Raw genomic sequence first — 18,934 nt, 5'->3', positions numbered from 1 at the left:
ACTGTGCTCGGTTCGGTGGGGCATCATGGTTGAGTCTTTGCGTTTGAGGGAGCGGCGATGAGTGCCTCGAAAATAGTCCAAGGCGCTGCCCCGCATCCGCACCGCGCCACGTCCTCACGCACCTGAAGACGAATCACACGAGAAAGGACCTTCATGGCCAACGCACTTCAACGCGACTTGATGCAGCTGGTGAAGGCTGCCGAGGACGCCGCGTCGCGCAGGCCGCGCACCTGGGCCCAGACGTATCACTTGATGCCACCCGTGGGATGGCTCAACGATCCCAACGGTCTGTACCAGAAGGACGGCGTCTTTCACGCGTACTTCCAATATGCCCCCTTTGACGTCGAGGGCGGCGTCAAGATGTGGGGTCATAGCACGAGCTCCGACTTGGTGAGTTGGACGTACGAGGGCTGCGCGCTGTACCCCGACGAGCCGTTCGATTGCCATGGCGTGTACTCGGGCTCCGCACTTGTGCTCGACGACCACGTGAGCGTGTTTTACACCGGCAATGTCAAGCTTCCCGATGGGAATGGCGCCTACGACTACATCAACGCGGGGCGTGAGGGAAATACTGTTATGGTGGATACCGCCGACGGCGAGACGTTCGGCGAGAAGCGCCTTCTGCTCGGCAATGCGGACTATCCAGCTGACCTCTCCTGCCACGTGCGCGATCCCAAAGTATGGCGCGCGGACGCCCCGTGCGGTAGGTACCTCATGGTGCTGGGGGCGCGCCGCCGTGGGGCTGCGGAGGAGGCCGGACCCGCAAAGGACTCCGTCCCGGCCTCGCCATCGCCCCGGCGCGAGCTCTTCGTGCGCTGCCATGGCGCCAGCTGCGAGCGCGATGCCGGAGAGGTGCTCGTGTACGCCTCGGACGAACTTCAGACATGGAGGCTGCAGAACAGGATCCAGTCCTCGGAGCGCTTCGGTTTCATGTGGGAGTGCCCCGATTATTTTGAGCTCGATGCTCTTCAGGTGCTCTCGTTCTCACCGCAGGGCCTTTTTGGCGGCGACTGGGAGCACCGCAACGTGTACCAGTCGGGCTACGTGCCCTTTGCGGGCGACATCTGCGGGCGTTATGAGCTGGGGACGTTCCGCTTGTGGGACGCCGGATTCGACTTTTACGCTCCCCAGACTTTCGTGGCCGAGGATGGCCGCCGCATCCTCATGGGCTGGATGGGCATGCCCGAAGACGCCACCTACGGTAACGACCCGACGATCGTCGAGGGCTGGCAGCACTGTTTCACGGTGCCTCGTGAGCTCACGGCAGGGAATGGGGGCGTTGTGCTCCAGCGGCCCGTGCGCGAGCTCGCGTCCCTGCGCGGGCAGGCGCATCGAGCTGTGGATGAGCTGCACCTCGACGTGATACCGACGGCATGCGATATTGCGCTCGAGGACGTGGGCGATGAGATGCATGTGGTCCTGGGAGAGGAGCTCGAACTATTCGTGACTTGCGATCCGGACGAGAGGCTCATGCGGTTCGTGATGCGTTTCCGTGATGCCGGTCGCAATGCTGCCAGTTGCGGGCGCACGGAGCGCTGGGAGCGCGTCAATGCCGTGCGGTCGGTGCGCATTTTGGTCGATACGTCTTCGGTTGAGGTCTTTGTGAATGAAGGTGAGCTCGTCATGAGCACGCGCTGGTACCCGAGGAGCCGCTCGTGTGCCATCAGGGTGCCAGGCGCGCGCATCACGTGCTGGAAATTGAGCGCCAACGGGGAAAAGGGGGAGCTATGAGTCGTTTGCTGGGTGCCCTTGAGATGGGCGGGACGAAGATGGTGTGCGCGACTGGTCGCGCAGACGGGGAGATCGTGGAGCGCGTCCGAATCGACACCGCGGATCCTACCTCGACGCTGGAGGCGTGCGGGGCTTGGTTCGCTGAGCGCGGCGTGGAGGCCCTGGGTGTGGGTGCCTTTGGGCCCACCGATGTCGACCCGGCGTTGCCTCATTTTGGATGCATGCTCACGACTCCCAAGCCCGGCTGGTCGAACGTCGATGTCCTCGGCGCCCTGCGCTCCGTCATCGATGTCCCGGTTGGCTACGACACCGACGTCAACGCGGCATGCTTGGGCGAGGCCGTGTATGGGTGCGCCCGTGGCCTGCGCGACGTTCTTTACCTCACGATTGGCACGGGTGTGGGGGCCGGCGTGCTGGTGGAGGGCAATCTGCTTCATGGCGCGATGCATCCCGAGGCGGGCCACATCCCGCTTACGCGCGACCCAGCCGACCCGATGCCCTCCGGCGTGTCCGCCTGCCCGTTCCACACGAACTGCCTTGAGGGCCTCGCGTGCGGCCCGTCCCTGTGGAAGCGCTGGGGCGATCCCGTCGCGGCTGGCATGGCGGACGACCCGGGCAAGGTCGCGCTCATCGGCGGGTATCTCGGTCAGGCGCTCGCGACGTTCGTGTTGTGCTACATGCCCCGCAAGATCGTCATCGGCGGGGGCGTGGGCGATCACCTGCCGTTGCTGCCGCCAGCCCGCATCAAGCTTGCGGAGCTGCTCAACGGCTATCTCGCCATTCCCGAGATGGATGATCTCGATGCCTACGTCGTCGGTAATTCGCTCGATGGCGACCAGGGGATCTTGGGCTGTCTGGAGCTCGCGCGGCGCGCGCTTGGGGAGAACTAGGCTCGCGCGGGCGCGCAGGAGGCGGCGGGTTCGTCGCCGCTGCGCTGGCCTGAGATATGTGGTGACCCTCAGGATTATCTCGACGATGAAAGGGCAGTCGCAACGATGCTGTCCCAGCTTGAGCTTGAGGCTCGCTACGCGGGGGGGGCTCGGCTGCGACCGCCCATTTTGTGTACGCTGATCATGCCAATGAAGTCATCGAACGCCGTGGCCTGGCACAAGAAGGGGACATCGTTGCTAAAAAGCCCCGTCCCAAATGAGCTACTTTTCGGTGATGGTGGCAATGAGGGTGTCGGCCCGGGTTGCTATGACGTTGTTGATCTCCGTCTGCAGCGTTTCATAGGCCTCGATGGCGCGCTCGCCGGCCGGCGTGAGCGTGGATCCGCGGGCGCCGTCGCGCTCGATGAGTTTGCATCCCAGCTGCCCTTCGGCCTCGTTCACGATGCGCCAGGCCTTAGAATACGCCATGCCCATGCTCTTGGCGGCGCGGTTGAGCGAGTGCTCGCGGGCGATGCCCTGCAGCAGCAAGACACAACCGTGGCCGAACACGCCCGGCAGATCTTTGTCGCACGCTTGAATGACCAGCTTTGCCGTCGTCTTGTACTCCATGTGCTTCACGTCTTCCCGCTAAAGTGTTTGCTGGGCAAACGCAAAGCCTGCGTCAAACCCTCGTGTGCTCTTTCTAAACCATGCATTGTAGCAGTCAAAGTGCGTTAAGATACTTCCCCAGTATTGGGCGCCCAAGGTTGGGCTGGGTCCTACGAGGCCTGCAGCCGACCGGTCGCATGGAAAAAGGAGAAACATGGCTACGTTCTTTCCCGGTGAGTCCCACACGTTTTCGGAGTATCTGCTGGTCCCTGGTTACTCGTCTTCGCAGTGCATCCCCAACAACGTCTCTCTTAAGACGCCGCTAACCCGCTTCAAGCGCGGTGAGAAGCCGGCAATCACCCTGAACATCCCCATGGTTTCCGCCATCATGCAGTCCGTCTCGGGCGTCGACATGGGTGTCGCGCTCGCTACCGAGGGTGGCCTGTCCTTCATTTACGGTTCCCAGACCCCCGAGTCCGAGGCTGCTATGGTCAAGGCCGTTAAGGATCACAAGGCTGGTTTCGTTCAGTCCGATTCCACGCTGACACCCGACATGACCATGGAGCAGGTCATCGAGCTCAAGGAGAAGACCGGCCACTCCACCATGCCGGTCACCGACGACGGCACTCCCAAGGGCAAGCTCCTGGGCATCGTCACCAGCCGTGACTATCGTCCCAGCCGCGATGACCACCAGAAGAAGGTCTCCGAGTTCATGACCCCGCGCGAGCAGCTCATCGTGGGCGACAAGAACATCAGCCTCAAGGTTGCCAACGACGTCATCTGGGACAACAAGCTCAACGCCCTACCTATCGTCGACGACAACGATCACCTTATGGGCATCGTCTTCCGCAAGGACTACGACTGCCACAAGACCAACCCCAACGAGCTGCTCGATAACGACAAGCGCTATATGGTCGGCGCCGGTATCAATACCCGCGACTATGCCGAGCGCGTGCCGCTGCTCATCGAGGCCGGTGCCGATGTCCTGTGCATCGATTCTTCCGAGGGCTTCAGCGAGTGGCAGAAGCGCACCATCGAGTGGATCCGCGCCAACTACGGCGAGGACGTCAAGGTCGGTGCTGGTAACGTCGTCGACGCCGAGGGCTTCCGCTTCTTGGCCGACTGCGGGGCCGACTTCATCAAGGTCGGTATCGGCGGCGGTTCCATTTGCATCACCCGCGAGACCAAGGGCATCGGCCGTGGCCAGGCCACCGCGCTGATCGACGTCTGCCGCGCCCGTGACGAGTACTACGAGGAGACCGGTGTCTACGTGCCCGTGTGCTCCGACGGCGGCATCGTCTACGACTACCACATGACGCTCGCCCTTGCCATGGGCGCCGACTTTATGATGCTGGGCCGCTACTTCGCCCGCTTTGACGAGAGCCCGACTGAGCGCGTCAACGTCAACGGTCAGTACATGAAGGAGTACTGGGGCGAGGGTTCTGCGCGTGCCCGCAACTGGCAGCGCTACGACCTGGGCGGCGCCGCGAAGCTCAGCTTCGTCGAGGGCGTCGACTCCTACGTTCCCTACGCCGGCTCCCTCAAGGACGGCGTGGGCGGTACGCTCTACAAGGTCAAGTCCACGATGTGTAACTGCGGCGCCCTCTCGATCCCTGAGCTTCAGCAAAAGGCACGCTTGACCTTGGTCTCCTCGACCTCGATCGTCGAAGGCGGAGCCCACGACGTCGTAGTCAAGGACTCCCAACAGAGCGTAACGTATCGATAAGATAAGACCTGCACATAAAGGTTGAGCCTCAACCACGTTATTTAGATAAAGCGAGATGCCTGCAAGTCGCAGGCATCTCGCTTGTTGTATTTGCTATCATCATGCGAGTTAACCTTAGGGTCGGGCGGCTTAGCTTTGTTCGCTACAAGTTCCGCACGCAAAGAAGAGCACTTAATGTGCTCTTCGTCTTGCGCAGGACTGTCCGCAGTAGCGAACAAAGCCAAGCCGACCGACCCCAGCTAAGATTAAAGGAGCTGATATGTGCGATTGCACAGATCATAAGGACGAGATCCCTGCCTACGACGCGCAGGCCATTGAGTCCAAGTGGATGAAGGCCTGGGAGGACTCCAACCTTTTTGCCGTCGACACCGACGACAGCAAGCCCAAAAAGTATGTGCTCGAGATGTTCCCGTATCCGTCGGGCGACCTGCACATGGGCCACGCGCGCAACTATACCATCGGCGATGCCATGGCCCGTCAGGCCCGCATGCGCGGCTTTGACGTGCTGCATCCCATCGGCTTTGACGCCTTTGGCCTGCCCGCCGAGAACGCCGCCATCAAGCACAACACGCAGGCTGCCGCCTGGACATATAAGAATATGGACCAGGCGCTCGCCACAATGAAGCGCATGGGCTTCTCCTACGATCTGGATCGCATGGTCAAGACCTGCAGCCCTGACTACTACCGCTGGGGTCAGTGGATCTTTGAGAAGCTGTGGGAAAGGGGCCTGGTCTACCGCAAGAAGAACCCGGTCAACTGGTGCCCCACCTGCAAGACCGTTCTGGCCAACGAGCAGGTCACCGAGGGCAAGTGCTGGCGCTGTGGCACCGAGCCCGAGAAGCGCGACCTTGAGCAGTGGTACTTCAAGATCACCGAGTACTCTCAGGAGCTGCTCGACGACCTGGAGAAGCTCCCCGGCTGGCCGGAGCGCGTCAAGCAGATGCAGGCCAACTGGATCGGTCGCTCTGAGGGCGCCGAGGTCGACTTTACCCTGTGCGACCAGGATGGCGAGCCCATCGAGGGCGACGAGGGCAAGATCACCGTCTTCACCACGCGTGCCGATACCCTCTTTGGCGTTTCCTTCTTTGTCCTGGCTCCCGAGTACGCTCGTCTGCACGAGCTCGTCGAGGGCACGGAGTACGAGGAGGCCGTCACCAAGATCGTCGAGGACTCCAAGCATATCTCTGCCGTCGAGCGTGCCCAGGGTACCCTCGAGAAGCACGGTGCCTTTACCGGTCGCTACGTGGTGAACCCCGTCAACGGCGAGAAAGTTCCCGTGTGGGTTGCCGATTATGTCGTTGCCGACTACGGCACCGGCGCTGTCATGGCCGTTCCCTGCGGCGACCAGCGCGACTTTGAGTTTGCCCGCAAGTACGACCTGCCGATCGTGCCGATCATCCTGGACGATGACGATCGCGCTGCCGTCGAGGCCAGCGGCGAGACCATCGATACCTTCCATGCCGAGACCGTCGACTGGGACTGCGCCCACGCCGCCGAGGGCACGCTCGTCCAGTCCGGCAAGTACACCGGCATGCGCGGCGGTAAGCACTCCGAGGGCGAGGCTGCCATCGTGGCCGACCTCGAGGCTATGGGCTGCGGCCGTCGCAAGGTCGAGTTCCGCCTGCGCGACTGGCTCATCAGCCGTCAGCGCTATTGGGGCAACCCCATCCCGGCCATCCACTGCGAGCACTGCGGCATTGTGCCCGTGCCCGAGGATCAGCTGCCGGTGACGCTGCCCGAGAACCTTGACCTGGGCGCCGGCGAGACCCTCGCCGAGTGCAAGGACTTTTACGAGACCACCTGCCCGGTCTGCGGCCGCCCGGCCAAGCGCGAGACCGATACCATGGACACCTTCACCTGCTCCAGCTGGTATTACCTGCGCTACACCGATCCGCACAACACCGAGCTGCCCTTCTCCCGCGAGGCGGCCGACCGTTGGATGCCCGTCGATAACTACATCGGTGGCATCGAGCACGCCATTCTGCACCTGCTCTACAGCCGCTTCTTTACCAAGGCGCTGCGCGACCTGGGCCTGCTGAGCGTGGACGAGCCCTTCACCAACCTGCTGTGCCAGGGCATGGTCAAGGACGAGAACGGCGACACCATGTCCAAGTCCAAGGGCAATGTGGTGCCCCCGAGCTCGGTTATCGAGCCCTACGGCGCCGACACCATGCGTCTGGCGATCCTGTTTATCGCCCCGCCCGAGAAGGACTTCGACTGGGATCCCAAGGCCGTCGAGGGCGCCAACCGCTTTATCAAGCGCGCCTGGCGTATCGTGTGGCAGCTCGTCCAGTCGGGTGACGCCAGCGTGGCCTTCGACAAGTCCGTGCTCGACGAGACCGCGATGAAGCTCTACCGCGAGCGTCACCGCACCATCGCCAAGTGCACCGAGGACTTCGATCGCGGCCAGTTCAACACCGCGATCTCGGCCGTCATGGAGCTCGTCAACGCGGCGAGCGCCTACCTCAACGCCACCGAGGGTGCTGACCGCGACAAGGCTCTGTGCTACGGCGTGGCCAAGGACATTGTGAGCGTCCTGGCGCCCATCTGCCCGTTCTGGGCCGACGAGCTGTGGCACGAGGCACTCGGCTGCGAGGGCAACGCCTACACCGCCGCCTGGCCCGAGTTTGACCTGGCCGAGTCCATCGAGGACACGGTGCAGATCGTCGTCCAGGTGCTCGGCAAGGTCCGTGGCCGCATTGACGTGGCCCGCGATGCCTCCAACGAGGAAATGCAGGCTGCCGCCGAGGCTGCCGTCGCCAAGTGGACCGAGGGCAAGACGGTCGTCAAGGCCATCTGCGTGCCCGGCAAGCTGGTCAACCTGGTGGTTAAGTAAACGCCACGCGCATAGTTGACGCACAAAAGACGAGGGGCGACCCGATTGGGTCGTCCCTCGTTTTGTGTTATATGCCCTGCTTGGCTTGTGCCGAGCGTCACCCTCTACGGAATGTGTACCAAGTCCCTAAAGTAGACGTTGCCGCTTTGCTCCTCAAACATCCAGATGTTGAGGTAGATGTCGTTGAGGTCGTTGTTCACGTCAAAGTCTGGATCGTCGAAGGTGCCTACAAAGGTGAGCATCGCGGTCGCTTCTTCGCCTGCGGCGACGGGCTGGCGCATGCGCACGTCGCGGACGACACCGTTGACGTAGGCATAAGCATCGACATCGCCAAACATCATGTCGACATCGGTGTTGTTTGTCACCGAAAAGACCAACACGGCGTCACCGTAGCCATCCGTGTCCTTGCCCACGCAGGCAACATGGACGTTCTCGTCTGACTCAAGGTCGATGGGGAACTGTTCTTGAGGGTCGGGACCTAAGCCCTGGGGGTCGACTATATCTTCGTCTATTTTGTCGAAACGCTCCGAAGGCGTCGTTTTCTCGATGGCCTTGGTGCTGCCGAGATCTGGCTCGCATGGTCCGGTTTTACCATCGACGTTGCTGCAGCCCGCCAAAGCGAACGAGCAGGCAGCGACGACGAGCGCGGTCACGCAGAGGGTGCCTAGGCGTTCCATTGATCCTCCTTGTCGTAGAGATTCTGGAAGGTTGTGCGGACAATGCGTGCGGCAGGCTTTCTCGCTACAGAATGCCTCTTAGCGCTAGTCTGGCCGATGTGCGCCCAGGGATGGAATGCCCATTGGGCCCGATTCGGTCCGTGCGCTGGGACGCATGGCCCGTTTTGGGGCTTTTGGGGAGCACCGCACAGGAGTCCTCGCCTAATTGTCCTATTCTTGTGGAGAAGCTGTGCGCACGCTGACCTGCAGATTCGTACTGTGCTTGCGCGTTTCCGCAGCTATTGGTATAGTTTGCTTGCAAATGAAGTTGTAATTGAAAGAAGTGGGGTTTCGGCCCCGCTTCTTTTTTGTATGGATGGAGGTGCCGCAATGGTCAAGACCAAGACCGAGCAGGCGATCATCGACGCGCTCGAGGCCGTCGCTCCCCAGCTCGATGTCGACATCGTCGACGTCGAGCTCGTGGGCGCCACCAAGGCCCCCTGCGTGCGCGTGCGTATCGAGGGTGCCGAGGGTCAGAGCCTGTCTCTCAACGACGTCACGGCCAACACCAAGTGGGTCGGCGACGTGATCGAGGAGCTCGACCCTATCTCTTCGAGCTATACGCTTGAGGTGTCGAGCCCGGGCATGGCGCGCCCGCTGCGCCGCCCGTGCGACTTTGCCCGCTTTGTGGGCGAGAACTGTGAGCTCACCTCCACCGCCACTGAGGGCCGTCGCAAGTACGCCGGCAAGATTGCCGCTGCGACCGAGACCGACGTGACCCTCGAGCTCGAGGACGGCGAGTCCGTCACCCTCGATTTCTCTGATGTTAAAAAGTGCAAGTTGAAGCCCACCTACGACTTCAAGCCCGCGAAGGAAGGAAAGTAAGATGGCAGCATCCGACATGATGTCCGCCCTGATGGAGCTTTGCCAGGAGAAGCACATCGACCAGCTCTACCTGATCGACCGCCTGGAGCAGTCGCTCGCCAAGAGCTATGCCGAGATCCTGCATCTTGAGTGGGGCGCCAAGGTGACCATCGACCGCACCACCGGCAAGATCTACGTCTACCGCCTGGAGCCGATCGACGATTCCATGGACGAGGAGGGCAACTTCACCGAGTTCGAGGAGATCGACGTCACCCCCAAGAACACGAGCCGCATCGCCGCCCAGCACGCCAAGGCCGAGATCAACGCCATCGTGCGCAACTCCGCCCGCGAGCAGATCTACGAGGAGTTCTCCGGCCGCATCGGTGACCTCATCAGCGGCACCGTGCTGCAGTCCACGCCCGACTTCACGATCGTCAAGATCCGCGAGGGCGTCGAGGCCGAGCTGCCGCACTTCGACCAGCGCCGTTACGAGAACGAGCGCAACGAGCGCCCGATGGGCGAGCGCTACCTGCACAACCAGCACATCAAGGCCGTGATCATCGACGTACGCGACCCCAACTCCAACCTGCAACCGGTTCGCGGCGAGCACAGCCGTCCGCCGATTGTCATCTCCCGCACCCACCCCGAGCTCATGCGTCGTCTGTTTGAGCAGGAGGTGCCCGAGATCTATGAGGGCACCGTCCAGATCAAGTCGATCGCCCGCGAGCCCGGCCAGCGTTCCAAGGTAGCCGTCCACTCGCTCGACGACCGTCTGGATCCCGTGGGCGCCTGCGTCGGCCCCAAGGGCAGCCGTGTTCGCGCTGTCGTGGGCGAGCTCCGTGGCGAGCGCGTCGACGTCATCCTGTGGGATGCCGATCCTGCCGTCTACGTCGCCAACGCCCTGTCGCCTGCCAAGGTCACCCGCGTCCTCATCGACGAGGAGAAGGCCTACGCCGGCGTCATCGTGCCCGACGACCAGCTGTCCCTCGCCATCGGCAAGGAGGGCCAGAACGCCCGCCTCGCCGCGCGCCTGACCGGCTGGCACATCGACATCAAGTCCGAGACGCTTGCCGCCGACATCCTCAAGAACGTTCCCGTTCACGAGGAGCCCGCCGCCGACCTGATCGGTGACGAGGAGGACGAGGACGTCCGCCGCTGCGAGTACGTGTCCGAGGACGGCGTCCAGTGCCGCAACCAGGCTCGTCCCGGCTCCCGTTTCTGCGGTGTCCACGACACCGACGCCTTCGATGATGCGGAGGACCTGATCTAGCGCGCGGTCGCGCCGGGCGGGTCCCGGCGCGTCTCCCACGCTCGTTCAGTCTCTAGGCACCCAAGGTGCCAGAAAGGGTAGGTGAAGTCATATGGCAAAAGTCCGTGTGTCCACCCTGGCCAAAGAGTTCGGCATGACCTCCAAGGAACTGATGGGTCATCTCGCCGAAATGAAGATTCCCGCTAAGTCCGCGTCCTCCACTTTGGAGGACGCCTATGTCGCCATGGTCCGCAAGCAGCTTGCCTCGGTGATCGAGGCCCGCGCTCAGGAAGTCGAGGCCGCCAAGCAGGCCGAGGAGCAGGCAGCTGCCGCCGAGGAGGCCGCCCGCGCCGCCGAGGCCGAGCGCGAGCGCATCGCCGCCGAGAAGGCACGCGAGGAGGAGCGCCGCCAGTTTGCCGCAGCCCAGGCTGCCGAGGAGGCCGCCCGCGCCGAGGCCGAGGCCAAGAAGAAGGCCGAGCAGGAGCGCCTTGCTCGCGAGAAGGAGGAGGCTGCCCGCGAGGCCCAGCGCCGCGCCGTTCCCGCTTCCGACTCCGGTTCGCGCTTCCGTTCGCTGCTCGACCAGATCGCCGCACAGGAGACCGTGCTCAAGGAGAAGAAGGACGCCGAGGCGAAGGCCAAGGCCGAGCGCGCCTCCGAGCGCGGTAACCGTCGTGGCGGCAACAACGACCGCCGCGGTGGCCGTCGCAACGATCGTAACGCCTCCGACAGCAACTCCGATCGCAACGCCTCCGAGAGCCGTCCGCACAGCCATCGCACTAACGCCAGCAACAACGTCGCTGCCGGCATGGACTTCCCCAACCCCGACAAGCAGGGCAAGGGCAAGAAGCGTAAGGGCGGTCACGGCAACGAAGAGGATCACTACAGCCGCATGGCTCGTGAGGCCGAGGAGTACAGCCGCGAGAAGGTGCTCGAGGAGGCCCGCGCCGCCGTCGAGGAGGCCTCTCGCGAGTCCACCGGTCGCCGCAAGAAACGCAAGGAGAAGCGCGAGCGCGAGGCTGCTAAGGCTCAGGAGGAGCGCAAGATTGAGGAGGCGCTGGCCCAGGGCGTGAACCCCGAGGAGCTCGACGCCATCAAGGTCTCCCAGGGCGTTACCGTCCAGGAGCTCGCCGAGGCGCTCGACGTTCCGGCCAACGACATCATCAAGCGCCTGTTCCTGCTGGGCACGCCGCTCACCATGACGCAGTCCATGTCCGACGACCTCGTCGAGCTCGTTGCCGACGACCTTGGTCGTCAGATCAAGATCATCACCCCCGAGGAGGAGAACACCTTCTCGTTCTACGACGATCCCGCCGACCTTAAGCCGCGCGCCCCGGTCGTCACCGTCATGGGTCACGTCGACCACGGCAAGACGAGCCTGCTCGACGCCATCCGTCACACCGGCGTCGCTGCCGGCGAGGCGGGCGGCATTACCCAGGCCATCGGCGCTTCGCAGGTCATGATCAACGACCGCAAGATCACCTTCATCGATACCCCGGGCCACGCCACCTTTACGGCCATGCGTGCCCGTGGCGCCAAGGTGACCGACATCGTCATTTTGATCGTGGCTGCCGATGACGGCGTCATGCCTCAGACCATCGAGTCGATCAACCACGCCAAGGCCGCCGGCGTACCCATCGTCGTCGCCGTCAACAAGATCGATAAGCCGGGCGCCAACCCCGACCGCGTGCGCCAGGAGCTCACCGAGTACGGCATCATCCCCGAGGAGTGGGGCGGACAGAACATGTTCGTCAACATCTCGGCCAAGCAGAAGATCGGTATCGACGACCTGCTCGAGACCGTGCTGCTCCAGGCCGACGTGCTCGAGCTCAAGGCTAACCCCGACACCTTTGCCTCCGGTAACGTCCTCGAGGCCAAGCTCGACAAGGGACGCGGTTCGGTTGCCACGGTTCTCGTGACCCGCGGTACCCTGCACGTGGGCGATACGCTGGTCGCCGGCCTTACCTACGGCCGCGTCCGCGCCATGCTCGATCCCAAGGGCAACGCCGTCACCGAGGCCGGCCCCTCCGACGCCGTCGAGATCCTGGGCCTGCAGTCCGTGCCCAACGCCGGTGACGAGTTCCGCGTGTTCGAGGACGAGCGCGAGGCTCGCGCCCTGGCCGATGAGCGCTCGCTCAAGGCTCGTATCGAGGAGCAGAGCCGCGTGAAGCACGTCACGCTCGAGAACCTCTTCGAGACCATCGCCGACGCCGAGGTCAAGGAGCTCAACCTGATCATCAAGGCCGACGTCCAGGGTTCCATCGAGGCCCTTCAGGACTCGCTCGACAAGATGGATCAGTCCGAGGTCCGCATCAACACGATCCACTCCGCCGTCGGTGCCATCAACGAGACTGACGTCGTCCTGGCCGACGCCTCCAACGCCATCATCATCGGCTTTGGCGTGCGTCCCGACGGCAAGGCCCGCTCCGCCGCCGAGCGCGAGGGCGTCGAGATCCGTTGCTACGACGTTATCTACAAGTGCCTCGAGGAGCTCGACGCTGCCCGTATCGGCATGCTCAAGCCCACCGAGGTCGAGGTCTCCACGGGTACCGCGACCGTCCTGGACACCTTCAAGGTGCCCAAAGTCGGTATCGCCGCCGGTGTCCGCGTCGAGGAGGGCGAGATCGCCGCGACCGATTCCGTGCGTCTGGTGCGCGACGGCATCGTGGTCTTCAACGGCAAGATCGCCTCGATGCGCCACTACAAGGACGAGGCCAAGAGCCTCAAGAGCGGTTCCGAGGGCGGCATTGGCCTGGAGAACTTCCAGGACATCAAGCCCGGCGACCAGATCGAGGGTTACCGTATCGACCAGGTTGCCCGTACCGAGTAGGGGGTAGCGCTATGAAGCAAACGCAGGCAACCCGCCGACTGGGCGAGCAGCTTCGCGAGAAGCTCGGTTATATCCTGCTCTTTGAGGTTTCCGATCCGCGCCTCGACCTGGTCACCCTGACTGCGGTCGAGGTCGCGGTGGACCGTTCGTTCGCGCGTGTGTACGTGTCGTGCGATGCGAGCCGCTACGACGAGGTCATGGAGGCGCTCGCTAGCGCTAAGGGCCGTATCCGCAGCCTGTTGGCTCGCTCGCTCGATTGGCGTGTTACGCCCGAGCTCGATTTTCGCATCGATCGCTCGACCGATGAGGCCGAGCGCATCACGCGTGCGCTGGAAAACGTTCCCGCCACGCTTGCGATCGAAAAGGACGAGGACGGCTATCCGATAGCGGATGCCGCCCAGGAGGCAGCTTTAGATGACTAATTCCGCCGACCTCGCCTCGTGCGAGTCTGCAGATATTCAGCGACGCATCCTCGAGCTCATCGAGGGTGCGTCCTCCATTGCGATTTCGGGACATACTTCTCCCGATGGTGATGCCTTGGGCTCCGTGTTGGGTCTGGGCCTTTCGCTCATGAAGTTTTTCCCCAACAAGGACATTGCGCTGCTGCTGGCAGACGATGACCCGGTTCCGCGCATCTACCGCTTTATGGAAGGCTCCGATCGCCTGGTGCCGGCATCTGCGTACACCGGCAATCCGGACCTGTTCATTTCGGTGGACGTACCGGTCGTCGAGCGTCTCAATAATTCCGCCGAGGTGCTTCGTCGCTCCAAGCATGTGGTGTGCTTCGATCACCATCCGGCGCGCGAGGAGTTTGCCGAGGTCAGCCTCAGGTGTGTCAATGCCGCTGCATGCGCCATGATCATCGAACGCTTTTTGGCCGATTGCGGTATTACCGCAAACGACAGCATCGCCACCTGCCTGCTGTGCGGCCTGGTTACCGACACCGGTCGTTTTCAGTATCAGAACGCCGACGCCGCAGCATTTCATGCTGCTTCGCGTCTGGTGGCGCACGGTGCCGATCCGGCGCGCGTCGCGCTCGAGGTCTATCAGAGCATGCGTGTCGAGTTCTTGCACCTCAAGTCCATCGTCATGGGTCGCATCAAGACGGTCGCGCACGGGCGCGTGGCGTATAGCTACGCCTACGAGAGCGACCTTAAGGACTGCGGCGTCACCTCGGACGAGTGCGACGGCCTGGTCGATGTGGTGCGCGCGGTGATGGGCGTCGAGGTCTGCCTGTTCCTTAAGGGCATCGAGGGCGATACCAAGGTGCGCGGCAACCTGCGCTCCAAGGGCGAACTTGATGTTTCCGAGATTGCGGCCAACTTTGGCGGAGGTGGGCACCACGCTGCCGCCGGCTTTACCAACGCCGGAACGATTTCCGAGACGCTCACCGCGGCACTTCCCATGCTGGCCGAGCTGGTAGGGGAGGATCCCGCTTCGGTGACCGTCGAGCTCTAACTTTTTGGATGGTACATGGCTCGTCGTACACCTTCTCAACTTAATCTGCTGCTCGCCGTCGATAAGCCGGTGGGCTGCACGTCCCACGACGTGGTTTCGCAATGCCGACGCGCCCTCCATGAGCGGCGCGTCGGTCATGCCGGAACGCTCGACCCCATGGCATCGGGTGTCATGGTGGTGGGCGTGGGCCAGGCAACGCGTCTGCTGGGCATGCTCACGCTCGATACCAAAAGCTACGTCGCCGACATTTCGTTTGGCGTCGAGACCAATACCGATGATGCGGAAGGCGAGGCCGTCCGCACAGTGCCTGTTGCCGCCGACTTGCGCGATCCGGCCTATGCCCGCGAATGCCTGTCCTCCATGCTGGGCCCGCAGATGCAGGTTCCGCCGGCGTTTTCGGCCATTTCGGTCAACGGCGTGCGCGCCTATAAGGCTGCACGCGAAGGCAATGCCGTTGAGTTGCCCCCGCGTCCGGTCGAGGTGTATTCCGCCGATCTGATTGCCGTGAGTGGCGAGGGCGATGCGTGCGTATGGACCGTGGCGTTTTCGGTGAGCAAGGGCACCTATATCCGTGCGCTCGCCCGCGATCTGGGCCGTGCCTGCGATAACGCGGCACATATTTCCGCGCTGCGCCGTACGGCTTCCGGTGTTGTTTCCATCGGTGCCTGCCATGCGGTCGAGGAGCTTTCTGCCGAGTCCGCTACCGGTTTTGCCCTGGACCCCATTGCGGCGCTTGGCGCCACGCGCGTCGACTTACCGGGTGATCTTGCCGACGATCTACTGTGCGGACGTCGTATTCCTATTGAGCGCGCGCTTGCGGGCTTCGATGCGTCGAAGGCGCCGTTTGCGCTGGTGCTCGATGGCGGGCTCAAGGCGCTTGCCCGTGTCGAGGGCGGTCGCTTTGTTATGGAGCATGTCTTTCCGCAGGCGATCGGCGGTGTTCGATGATGCTGGCCTCCCACGAGCTCGCGCGTATCTTTTTCGCGGGCGAGTCGGAAGAGGCCCGCATCGTCGCCGCCGATGCATTTGATGATTGCGCTTGCCTGGGCGCCGCGTCGATCGCCATCGGCGTGTTCGATGGCGTGCATCGGGGGCATCGCGAACTGATCGACGCGGTCGTTCGCGATGCGCATAACCACGGCTGCAAGGCGGTTGTTGTCACTTTCGATCCCGACCCGGACGTGGTGGTGAGCCCCTCGCCCGCTCAAAAACTGATGACGACGGCTGACCGTCTGCATGCTCTGGCTCTTACCGGGGTCGATGCGGTCGTGGCCGTTCCCTTTACGCCTGCGGTGGCGGCATTCGACCATGTGGGCTTTCTTAAGCTGCTGTCGCGCGTCGTCGATATCCGCTCAATTCGCGTGGGTAGCGACTTTAGGTTGGGTCGCGGCGGCGCCTCGGGCGTTGCCGAGATGCAGGCATGGGGTGCCGAGCGCGGTGTAGACGTCTTTGGTCACGAGCTGTTGTGCGTCGATGGGCAGACGGTCTGCGCCACCCGCATTCGCCAGGAGCTCCGCCAGGGTCATGTTGAGCTTGCCGCCGAGCTGCTCGGCCGCCCGTACATGCTGCGAGGTGTTGTTGCCGGCGGTCGCCACCAGGGCTCCGACATGGGTTTTCCCACGGCAAATATCCTGGTGCCCGAGGACATCCAGGTTCCTGCCGATGGCGTCTACGAGGGCCTGGTGCTGGTCGACGATACCGTGTGGCCTGCCGCCGTCAACGTGGGCCTGCCGCCGACGTATGCCGACGATGCCGCCTCGGCGCATCTCGAGGCCAACTTGATCGGGTATGCGGGCGACCTGTACGGCGCCTCGGTGTCGCTGGCGTTTACGCGCTGGCTGCGCCCGTCGCGCGTGTTCGATTCGTTGGACGAGCTTATCGCGACCGTCGAGGGTAATATTGACGATATTCGCCACAACTTGGGTGAGCAGGGGGTGAGCATCCGTGATTAGCGATGAGGAAAAAGACCAGGTACGCGCTGCGTCCGATTTGGTTGCCATCGTGCAGGAAACGGTTGAGCTCAAGCCCCGCGGCCATGAGTTTTGGGGTTGCTGCCCTTTCCATGGCGAAAAGACCCCGTCGTTCCACATTATCCCCGCCACACAGGTGTGGCACTGCTTTGGCTGTGGCGAAGGCGGCGACGTCTTCACCTATATCATGAAGCGCGAGAACCTGAGCTTCCCCGAGTCGATTCGCTACCTGGCCGATCGTGCCGGCATTGAGCTGCACGATACCGGCTCCCATCGCGAGCGCGGCACCAAGCGCGCCCGCATCTATGACCTGTGCGCCGAGACCGCCCAGTTCTACCACACCATGCTCATGCGCGGTAAGGACAGCCGTCCGCGCGAGTATTTCGCCAGCCGCGGTATGGGCGGCGACGTCTGCCGCCGCTACTGCCTGGGCTTTGCGCCGGGTCGCAACGCGCTTGTGTCGCATCTGTCGCAGGCGGGATTTACCCCGCAGGAGATGATCGACGCCAACGTGGCCGTGAGCCGTGGGCGCGGGCAGCTCGCCGATCGTTTTTACGACCGTGTGATGTTTCCCATCTTTGACGAGCAGGGTCATAACATCGCCTTTGGCGGGCGCATTATGGGCGACGGCCAGCCTAAGTACCTCAACACCGCCGAGACGAGCGTGTTCCATAAAAAGCGAAACCTCTACGGCTTTAACTGGGCCAAGGAGTTTATCGTCGCGCAGGACACCGCCATCGTGGTGGAGGGATATACCGACTGCATCGCCTGCTGGGAGGCGGGGATTAAAAACGTCGTCGCCACGCTGGGTACGGCGCTGACGGAACATCATGTAAAGACACTCACCCGTTTTGCCAAGCGCATCGTGTATATGTTCGACGGCGACGCCGCCGGTCAAAAGGCCGCTAGCCGCGCGATTCAGTTTATCGAGCAGGATTCGATGGACCTGCGCTGCGTAGTGCTTCCCGACGGCAACGACCCCATGGAGTTCATCACCGCGCATGGGGGCGAGGCACTGCAGGCACGCATCGACGCCGCCGAGCCCCTCATGGACTTTGTGTACCGCTCACTGCAGGAGTCGAGCGACATCACCACGCCGGGCGGTCGTGCCAAGGCGCTCGAGGATACGCTGACGCTCATCTATCCGCTGCGCGATAGCTACATGATCGATACGTACTTTATCCAGATTGCCGACCTGCTGGGGTTGGATCTGGAGACGGTGCGCTCAAGCTCGGGACGCGTGTTTCGCGATGTTGCCAAGCGCGAGGACGCCGAGCGTCGTCGCGAGCAGAACTACGAGCGCCAGCGGGCGCAGGCCGAGCGTGCGGGCAGCGCGGGAGGTCGGACGTCTGGTTCGCAGGGGGCGTCTCGCGGTGCCTGGGCGTCGGGTGCGACGCCGTCGGTGTCCACACCGGTCGAGGAAGAGCCGTACGACTATGTGCCGCTCGAGGCCTACGGGGCCGCGCCGGTCGAGGTTGTCGACGATATGCCGCCGATCGATGTGCCGGTTGGCATGGATGGCGCGGCGCCGGTTGCCGGCACAGCGGGCGCGTCTGCGGCACCGACGATGCCGATCGTGCTGACCGACCTGGAACGAAAGTCTTTGGCGGGGGAGCGCGAGCTGCTGACGATGCTCACGAGCTACCCCGACCTGTTCCGCACGTATGCCGACCGCATCTGCTCGATCGAGTGGGTGGATCCGCGCCACGAGTCCATCGCGTGGGCCGTGCTCGCGACGCCGCCGGGCACCGACCCCACGGCGTGCATGGATGCGGCGCGCGCGGTGTGTCCCGAGGCAGCGTCGCTTGTCAGCGCCGGACGCATTTCGTCGACGAGTAAGCATCCCACCGAGACGAACATCGTGTTTATGCTTGATACCCTTGAGCTCTACACCATCAAGCGCCGCATGCGCGCCGCACAGGCCAAGCTTCGTCAGGACCGGTCGCTCGACGATGAGGCGCGCCGTGTGCTGACGATGCAGGCGATGCAAGATTCTCAGCGCCAGCGCGAGCTCCAAAAGTCGATCGGCGGCGTGGCGGATCCGTTCCGTTTGATCGGTTTGGAGACAGCGGGCGCCGATCAGGCCTAGATGTTGTGGTCAACCAGCGTATTTGCGCCTATATCCAGTCTGAATTTTGG

At 63.1% G+C, this 18,934-nt stretch carries 14 protein-coding genes; 12 read left to right on the top strand and 2 right to left on the bottom strand.

Annotated elements, in window-relative coordinates:
• The first annotated feature begins 153 nt into the window (after positions 1-153).
• Both DW024_RS00695 and DW024_RS00690 read left to right on the top strand, forming a co-directional pair.
• Positions 154-1,731 carry a glycoside hydrolase family 32 protein gene (locus DW024_RS00695; RefSeq protein WP_118376702.1) on the top strand — a complete coding sequence of 526 codons (1,578 nt, stop codon included), beginning with the start codon at positions 154-156 and terminating at the stop codon, positions 1,729-1,731.
• Complete coding sequence (locus tag DW024_RS00690) at positions 1,728-2,621, top strand: ROK family protein (RefSeq protein ID WP_118376701.1); 894 nt, start codon at positions 1,728-1,730, stop codon at positions 2,619-2,621. Before DW024_RS00695 ends, DW024_RS00690 begins: the two co-directional genes overlap by 4 nt.
• A gap of 261 nt (positions 2,622-2,882) precedes the next feature.
• Here the strand turns inward: DW024_RS00690 and DW024_RS00685 are convergent, their stop codons facing one another.
• Positions 2,883-3,230, bottom strand: a complete 348-nt coding sequence (locus tag DW024_RS00685; RefSeq protein WP_118376700.1) for a winged helix-turn-helix domain-containing protein — start codon at positions 3,228-3,230, stop codon at positions 2,883-2,885.
• A 193-nt stretch (positions 3,231-3,423) separates the two neighbouring features.
• Between DW024_RS00685 and DW024_RS00680 the strand changes: the two genes are divergently transcribed.
• Positions 3,424-4,935, top strand: a complete 1,512-nt coding sequence (locus tag DW024_RS00680) for an IMP dehydrogenase (protein ID WP_118376699.1) — start codon at positions 3,424-3,426, stop codon at positions 4,933-4,935.
• Positions 4,936-5,194: 259 nt separating this feature from the next.
• Positions 5,195-7,771, top strand: a complete 2,577-nt coding sequence (gene leuS / locus DW024_RS00675; RefSeq protein WP_118376698.1) for a leucine--tRNA ligase — start codon at positions 5,195-5,197, stop codon at positions 7,769-7,771.
• Between the two features lie 104 nt (positions 7,772-7,875).
• Here leuS and DW024_RS00670 read toward each other — a convergent pair whose 3' ends face one another.
• A complete protein-coding gene (locus tag DW024_RS00670; RefSeq protein ID WP_118376697.1) occupies positions 7,876-8,448 on the bottom strand; it encodes a hypothetical protein in 573 nt (190 codons plus the stop codon).
• 369 nt (positions 8,449-8,817) lie between these two features.
• Here DW024_RS00670 and rimP point away from each other — a divergent pair, with 369 nt between their 5' ends.
• The 8 genes from rimP to dnaG all read left to right on the top strand — a co-directional run bounded on the left by rimP (position 8,818) and on the right by dnaG (position 18,884).
• The gene (gene rimP, locus DW024_RS00665) at positions 8,818-9,312 is read left to right on the top strand and encodes a ribosome maturation factor RimP (protein ID WP_118376696.1); all 495 of its coding nucleotides are present in this window, start codon (positions 8,818-8,820) and stop codon (positions 9,310-9,312) included.
• A gap of 1 nt (position 9,313) precedes the next feature.
• Positions 9,314-10,561, top strand: a complete 1,248-nt coding sequence (gene nusA, locus DW024_RS00660; protein ID WP_117629484.1) for a transcription termination factor NusA — start codon at positions 9,314-9,316, stop codon at positions 10,559-10,561.
• 91 nt (positions 10,562-10,652) lie between these two features.
• Complete coding sequence (gene infB, locus DW024_RS00655; protein ID WP_118376695.1) at positions 10,653-13,367, top strand: translation initiation factor IF-2; 2,715 nt, start codon at positions 10,653-10,655, stop codon at positions 13,365-13,367.
• 11 nt (positions 13,368-13,378) lie between these two features.
• A complete protein-coding gene (rbfA, locus tag DW024_RS00650) occupies positions 13,379-13,789 on the top strand; it encodes a 30S ribosome-binding factor RbfA (protein ID WP_006234038.1) in 411 nt (136 codons plus the stop codon).
• Positions 13,782-14,825, top strand: a complete 1,044-nt coding sequence (locus DW024_RS00645; RefSeq protein WP_118376694.1) for a bifunctional oligoribonuclease/PAP phosphatase NrnA — start codon at positions 13,782-13,784, stop codon at positions 14,823-14,825. Before rbfA ends, DW024_RS00645 begins: the two co-directional genes overlap by 8 nt.
• Before the next feature lie 15 nt (positions 14,826-14,840).
• Entirely contained in the window at positions 14,841-15,773 is a 933-nt protein-coding gene (gene truB, locus DW024_RS00640) for a tRNA pseudouridine(55) synthase TruB (protein WP_118376693.1), read from the top strand.
• Positions 15,770-16,777: a riboflavin biosynthesis protein RibF gene (gene ribF, locus DW024_RS00635; RefSeq protein ID WP_233541290.1), complete on the top strand. Its 1,008-nt coding sequence runs from the start codon at positions 15,770-15,772 to the stop codon at positions 16,775-16,777. The genes truB and ribF overlap by 4 nt, the downstream gene beginning before the upstream one ends.
• Positions 16,770-18,884, top strand: coding sequence for a DNA primase (dnaG, locus tag DW024_RS00630; protein WP_118376692.1), 2,115 nt, complete (start codon positions 16,770-16,772; stop codon positions 18,882-18,884). The genes ribF and dnaG overlap by 8 nt, the downstream gene beginning before the upstream one ends.
• The last annotated feature ends 50 nt before the right edge of the window (positions 18,885-18,934 follow it).

The sequence above is a fragment of the Collinsella sp. AF37-9 genome, assembly GCF_003475115.1.
Taxonomy (GTDB): domain Bacteria; phylum Actinomycetota; class Coriobacteriia; order Coriobacteriales; family Coriobacteriaceae; genus Collinsella.
Note: the sequence above shows the minus strand (reverse complement) of the source record. Positions and strands in the feature narration are given on the sequence as shown.

Bases quoted from the DNA above. Each gene is read 5' to 3' on its own strand.
- DW024_RS00695 (WP_118376702.1), top strand. From the start codon at position 154: ATGGCCAACGCACTTCAACGCGACTTGATGCAGCTGGTGAAGGCTGCC.
- DW024_RS00690 (WP_118376701.1), top strand. From the start codon at position 1,728: ATGAGTCGTTTGCTGGGTGCCCTTGAGATGGGCGGGACGAAGATGGTG.
- DW024_RS00685 (WP_118376700.1), bottom strand. From the start codon at position 3,230: ATGGAGTACAAGACGACGGCAAAGCTGGTCATTCAAGCGTGCGACAAA.
- DW024_RS00680 (WP_118376699.1), top strand. From the start codon at position 3,424: ATGGCTACGTTCTTTCCCGGTGAGTCCCACACGTTTTCGGAGTATCTG.
- leuS (WP_118376698.1), top strand. From the start codon at position 5,195: ATGTGCGATTGCACAGATCATAAGGACGAGATCCCTGCCTACGACGCG.
- DW024_RS00670 (WP_118376697.1), bottom strand. From the start codon at position 8,448: ATGGAACGCCTAGGCACCCTCTGCGTGACCGCGCTCGTCGTCGCTGCC.
- rimP (WP_118376696.1), top strand. From the start codon at position 8,818: ATGGTCAAGACCAAGACCGAGCAGGCGATCATCGACGCGCTCGAGGCC.
- nusA (WP_117629484.1), top strand. From the start codon at position 9,314: ATGGCAGCATCCGACATGATGTCCGCCCTGATGGAGCTTTGCCAGGAG.
- infB (WP_118376695.1), top strand. From the start codon at position 10,653: ATGGCAAAAGTCCGTGTGTCCACCCTGGCCAAAGAGTTCGGCATGACC.
- rbfA (WP_006234038.1), top strand. From the start codon at position 13,379: ATGAAGCAAACGCAGGCAACCCGCCGACTGGGCGAGCAGCTTCGCGAG.
- DW024_RS00645 (WP_118376694.1), top strand. From the start codon at position 13,782: ATGACTAATTCCGCCGACCTCGCCTCGTGCGAGTCTGCAGATATTCAG.
- truB (WP_118376693.1), top strand. From the start codon at position 14,841: ATGGCTCGTCGTACACCTTCTCAACTTAATCTGCTGCTCGCCGTCGAT.
- ribF (WP_233541290.1), top strand. From the start codon at position 15,770: ATGATGCTGGCCTCCCACGAGCTCGCGCGTATCTTTTTCGCGGGCGAG.